The sequence below is a fragment of the Streptomyces bobili genome (assembly GCF_002154575.1).
GTDB lineage: Bacteria > Actinomycetota > Actinomycetes > Streptomycetales > Streptomycetaceae > Streptomyces > Streptomyces bobili.
On record NZ_MUBA01000425.1, the window covers coordinates 3,858 to 4,128 of the forward strand.

Below are 271 nucleotides of genomic sequence, written 5' to 3' on the forward strand. Positions count from 1 at the left end.
ACGCCGTACGCCGACGTGCCCGCGTCAGCGACCGCCTGCCCCGCGACCGGCACGACGGCCCGCACTGCGGTGTGCGCGACGGGCGGCAGCACGGCGCCGGACGCGTCCTGGGTGACCTCGCCCGCGAGCCCGGTGACGTACGGCGGGACGTCCGCGACCGCGCCCCCGGCGACCGGCCGCAGGCCCCGCACCGCTCCACCGGCGACCGGCTGGACGTCCGCCACGGCCCCGTGGGCCAGTGCGGTCGCCGCGCCGGCCGTGCGCGTGGCGA

At 81.5% G+C, this 271-nt stretch carries 1 pseudogene; it reads right to left on the minus strand.

Annotation, left to right across the window (positions count from 1 at the left end):
- Positions 1-271 (minus strand): annotated as a pseudogene (locus BZL64_RS39935) (hypothetical protein); the annotation flags it as partial.